Raw genomic sequence first — 4693 nt, forward strand, 5'->3', positions numbered from 1 at the left:
TCGCCGGGTTGACCGGCTACCTGAAGCCGGCGAGCGGCGAGGGGATATCCGATTTCGCGGTGTCGGTGGCGGTGCCTCTCCTCCTGTTCCAGACAATGGTGAATGCCGATTTCCACGGCGTTGCGCCTTGGCGGTTGTGGATCGCTTATTTCGCGGCCGCGGCGATCACCTGGACCGCCGGTCATTTCGTCACCACGCGGATATTCGGCCGTGACGCGCGCGCCGGCGTCGTCGGCGGAGTGTCATCGGCCTTCTCCAACACGGTGCTGCTCGGCGCCCCGTTCATTCTCGGCATATTCGGCCAGAGCGGCTTCGAAGTCCTGTCGCTGCTGGTTTCCGTGCATCTGCCGATCATGATGATGGTGTCGATCGTGCTGTTCGAGATGTTTGGCCGCAATGGCGAAACCGTGCATCCGTTGCGCGTCCTGCGCAGTTTCTCGCGGCGGCTTTTCCTCAATCCGCTGATCATCGCTATTCTGCTGGGCCTGGCATGGCGGATGAGCGGTATGCCGTTGCCGGCCCTCGCCACGCGGCTGGTCGATGCACTGGCCAACACTGCCGGTCCGGTGGCACTGTTCGCCATGGGGCTCAGCCTGCGCCGCTTCGGCATCTCCGGCAATGTCCGGCCGGCCCTGGCGCTGTCGGTGCTGAAACTCTTCCTGATGCCGGCACTGGCGCTTGGCTTCGTCTGGTTGCTCGACCTGCCGCCCTTGACGGCCAAGGTCGCGGTCGTGGTGGCGGCGCTGCCATCCGGCATCAACTCCTATCTGATCGCCGTGCAATTCAACACCGGCCAGGCGCTGGCGACGAACCAGATGACCATCGCCACGGCCTGTGCCGCCGTCACCACGGCTTTCTGGCTGGCTGTTGTCCTCCACGTCTACGGGTAGGTCAGCTCAGGCTGGTTTGGTGCTGGCCCAAAGCCTATATGCCATCTTGCAATTGATTGCGTGGCTTGCCCTAGGTAAAGAGCACTGGCTCCAGCGACCCGGCCTCGATACGATCGGGCACGCTCATCGAAGAAAATCCAGACACCGGCCCGTCAGCGCGCCGAGCGGAGGCTAGACCATGCTTCAGAAAACCAGCCATTTCATGCGGCAGGCCAATCTCATCAACGGCGAATGGGTGCAGGCCGACAGCGGCCTGACTGTCGACGTCAACAACCCCGCCACGGGCCTCAAGATCGGCACCGTGCCAAAGTCGGGCAAGGCCGAGACGCGGCGCGCCATCGAGGCCGCCGATGAGGCGTTCAAGACCTGGCGCAAGACGACCGCCCTGGAACGATCGAAGCTGCTTCGCAAGCTGCATGACGCGATCATGGACAACCAGGACGTGCTGGCTGAACTGCTGACGATCGAGCAGGGCAAGTCGCTGTTCGAATCGAAGGGTGAGATCGGTTCTGCCGCCGCCTACATCCTGTGGTTCGCCGAGGAAGGCCGCCGCACCTATGGCGACGTCGTGCCGTCACCCTGGGCGGACCGTCGCATCCTGGTGACCAAGGAGCCGGTCGGCGTCATCGCCGCCATCACGCCGTGGAACTTCCCATCCTCGATGCTGGCCCGCAAGCTCGGCCCGGCGCTCGCCGCGGGCTGCACGGCCGTCGTCAAGCCGGCCTCGCAGACGCCCTATTCGGGCCTTGCCTGGGGCGCGTTGATCGAGGAAGTTGGTTTCCCCAAGGGCGTCGTGAACATCCTCACCGGCGCGGCCGGCGAAATCGGCGACGAGATCTGCAGCAACCCGCTGGTCAAGAAGATCACCTTCACCGGTTCGACCGAGGTCGGCAAGATCCTGATCCAGAAATCCTCCGTCACCGTCAAGAAGGTGTCGATGGAACTCGGCGGCAACGCGCCCTTCATCGTCTTCGACGACGCCGACATCGAGCGCGCGGTCGCCGGCGCGATCACCGCCAAGTACCGCAACTCCGGCCAGACCTGCGTGTGCACCAATCGCTTCCTTGTCCAGGCCGGCGTCTATGACAAATTCGTCGAAAACCTGGCTGCGGCCAGCAACGGGCTGAAGGTCGGCTCAGGCCTCGAGGACGGCGTGCAGCAGGGGCCGCTGATCGACGAGAAGGCGGTCGAGAAGGTCGAGGAACTGATCGCCGACGCCACTGCCAAGGGCGGCAAGATCGTTGCCGGCGGCAAGCGCCATGCGCTGGGCGGTTCGTTCTTCCAGCCGACGGTCATCTCCGACGCGACGCCCAATATGCGCTTCATGAAGGAAGAGATCTTTGGCCCGGTCGCGCCGGTGTTCAAGTTCGAGACAGAGGAAGAGGCTGTCGCACTCGCCAACGACACCGAATTCGGCCTCGCCTGCTATTTCTACACCGGCGATCTCGGCCGCGCCTTCCGCGTCATGGAAGGGCTGAAATACGGCATGGTGGGCGTCAATGAGGGCCTCATCACCACGCCGGAAGCGCCGTTCGGCGGCGTGAAGGAATCCGGACTTGGCAAGGAAGGCGGACACCAGGGTATCGAGGATTATCTCGATACCAAATATGTCTGCATCGGCGGCCTCGGCCTCTGATAGAGTGTTGCCGTGTGAGCAGGCCTGGAGCCTGCTCACACGGTATGCGACAAGCGGCCGAATTTCTCTGGTCAACTGACGTTTGCGGGCATGGCGATGAAGGATGGCGAGGTTTTCGGCACGACGCAGGCAGGCGAGGCGGTGCGTCGGTTCGTGATCAGGGGCGGCGGGATCACCGCCAACATCATCGGACTCGGCGCGATCATTCAGGATTTGCGCCTCACCGGCCACGATGCGCCGCTGGTGCTGGGCTATGACAGGCTGGAGGCCTACGAGACCAACGACACCTTCTTCGGCGCTGTGGTTGGTCGTTACGCCAATCGCATTCACGGCGGCAGCTTCACTATCGCCGGCAATCGCTACCAGGCCGAAAAGAACTTTCTTGGCAAGCATACGCTGCACGGCGGTTCGCAAGGCTATTCGCACAGGCCATGGACAGTGGCCTTGCATGGCAGGGATTTCGTCACGCTGACGCTGCACGACCCCGACGGCTCAATGGGCTTTCCCGGCGCGCTCGACGTCACCTGCACCTATCGTCTGAAGATTCCCGGCACGCTCAGCGTCGAACTGACGGCGACATGCGAGGAGCCGACGCTGTGCAATCTCAGCCAGCATTCCTATTTCAACCTGGATGATGGTGGCGCCACCGACATTCTCGATCACAGGATGATGCTGAATGCCGGCGCCTACCTGCCGGTCGACAGCGAGATGATCCCGACCGGGGTGGTCAAGCCGGTTGACGGCACGCCTTACGATTTCCGCCAGGCGCGGCCGCTGCGCATGGAGACCGAGGGCGAGCAACTGCCCTATGACCAGAATTTCTGCCTCGCCGCGACGCGTGGGCCATTGAGGCAGGCAGCGTGGGTGCAAGGAGCAAGCTCCGGTGTAGAGATGGAGGTCTGGACGACCGAACCCGGCGTTCAGCTCTATACAGGCCAGTACGTGACGCCGCGCACCGGCCTCGAAGGGCGGAATTACAGGGCTTTTTCCGGCTTCTGCCTGGAGCCGCAAGTGTGGCCTGACGCGCCGAACCGGCCGTATTTCCCCCAGGCGACGCTGTGGCCCGGCGCGATCTATCACCATGTGACGGAATATCGCTTCCGGCTGCCTTAGATCAGTTCACCATTTCACGGAAACGGCGAACTGATCTAACTCTTTGTTTTCACGCAATTCCGGACGGAAAACCGCACACACTTTTCCTGGAATTGCTCTAGTTTGCCGGCTGATTATCGAACGCTGCCCGCAATGTCTCGAACGGCGCCAGCGCGCCGCGCACTTGAACGACCGCAGCGGCGACGCGATGCGCGCGCAAGGCGGACTCGGCCGGATTGTGGCCGGCAAGGCGTGCGGCCAGATATGCGCCATTGAAAGAATCGCCAGCGCCGGTCGTATCGACAGGCGCCGCGACATGGATCGCGGGGACTTCGTGCACGGTCCCTTTTTCGGCGATGAGTGCCGGTTGCTCGCCATTCTTGACGACGACCTCGCCGACCAATTGACCCAGCCGGTCAACCGTTGCTTGCGGCGTGGCATCGCCGAAGAGCATCTGCTCGTCCGGGAAAGTGGGCAATGCGATGTCGGTGACGGCGAGTGCGTCGACGGTCGCCGCTTGCGCCTCCTCGCGCCTCGTCCAGAGCCGCGGCCGGTAGTTGGGATCGAAGGCGACGAGCGAGCCCGCCGCCCGAGCCTTGGAAACGACAGTCAGCAACGTCTTGCGCGCGGCATTGTCCAGAATTGCCAAAGTGATTCCGCTGAAATAGACAAGAGCCTGATTTTCCAGGCTTTTCGACAGCGCGGCGGGGTCGGAGGCAAGCTGCCTGGCTGCGGCATCCGCGCGCCAATAGGTGAAGGACCGTTCGGCGCCGGTCAGCGTGATGGCGTAAAGGCCGGGCCGTGCGCCCGATATGACAGGGCTGGAGCCGATGCCGATGCCGTTTTCGGCGAGGAAGGCGATCTGGCGTTGCGAGAACGGGTCGTCGCCGAAGGCCGAGACATAGGTTGCCGGCCGATCGCGGCTCAAGGCGTGCAGCGCCCACAGCATGTTGAACGTGTCGCCGGCAAAACCCATGCGCCAGTCCGGGCCCGTCTGGCCCGACAGTTCGAGCATGCATTCCCCGATCGAGGCGACGCCGCTTCCCGCCATTCGCTGTCCTCCAATGACTTCGGT

General features: G+C 63.3%; 4 protein-coding genes. 3 read left to right on the forward strand and 1 reads right to left on the reverse strand.

Annotated elements, in window-relative coordinates; genetic code table 11:
• The 3 genes from WC739_RS24625 to WC739_RS24635 form a co-directional block, all read left to right on the forward strand.
• Nucleotides 1-890 (forward strand): AEC family transporter (locus tag WC739_RS24625; RefSeq protein WP_372955598.1); only part of this gene is annotated, 890 nt, incomplete at its 5' end.
• Between the two features lie 178 nt (nucleotides 891-1068).
• On the forward strand, nucleotides 1069-2526 hold the full coding sequence (locus tag WC739_RS24630; protein ID WP_372955599.1) for an NAD-dependent succinate-semialdehyde dehydrogenase: 1458 nt from the start codon (nucleotides 1069-1071) through the stop codon (nucleotides 2524-2526).
• Nucleotides 2527-2616: 90 nt separating this feature from the next.
• On the forward strand, nucleotides 2617-3639 hold the full coding sequence (locus WC739_RS24635) for an aldose epimerase family protein (protein ID WP_372955600.1): 1023 nt from the start codon (nucleotides 2617-2619) through the stop codon (nucleotides 3637-3639).
• Nucleotides 3640-3736: 97 nt separating this feature from the next.
• Here WC739_RS24635 and WC739_RS24640 read toward each other — a convergent pair whose 3' ends face one another.
• Nucleotides 3737-4669 (reverse strand): sugar kinase, encoded by a 933-nt coding sequence (locus WC739_RS24640; RefSeq protein ID WP_372955601.1) that lies wholly within the window; start codon nucleotides 4667-4669, stop codon nucleotides 3737-3739.
• Nucleotides 4670-4693 lie beyond the last annotated feature (24 nt).

Origin of the sequence: Mesorhizobium sp. (genome assembly GCF_041661565.1) — a bacterium.
In the GTDB taxonomy this organism is placed as follows: Bacteria; Pseudomonadota; Alphaproteobacteria; order Rhizobiales; family Rhizobiaceae; genus Mesorhizobium.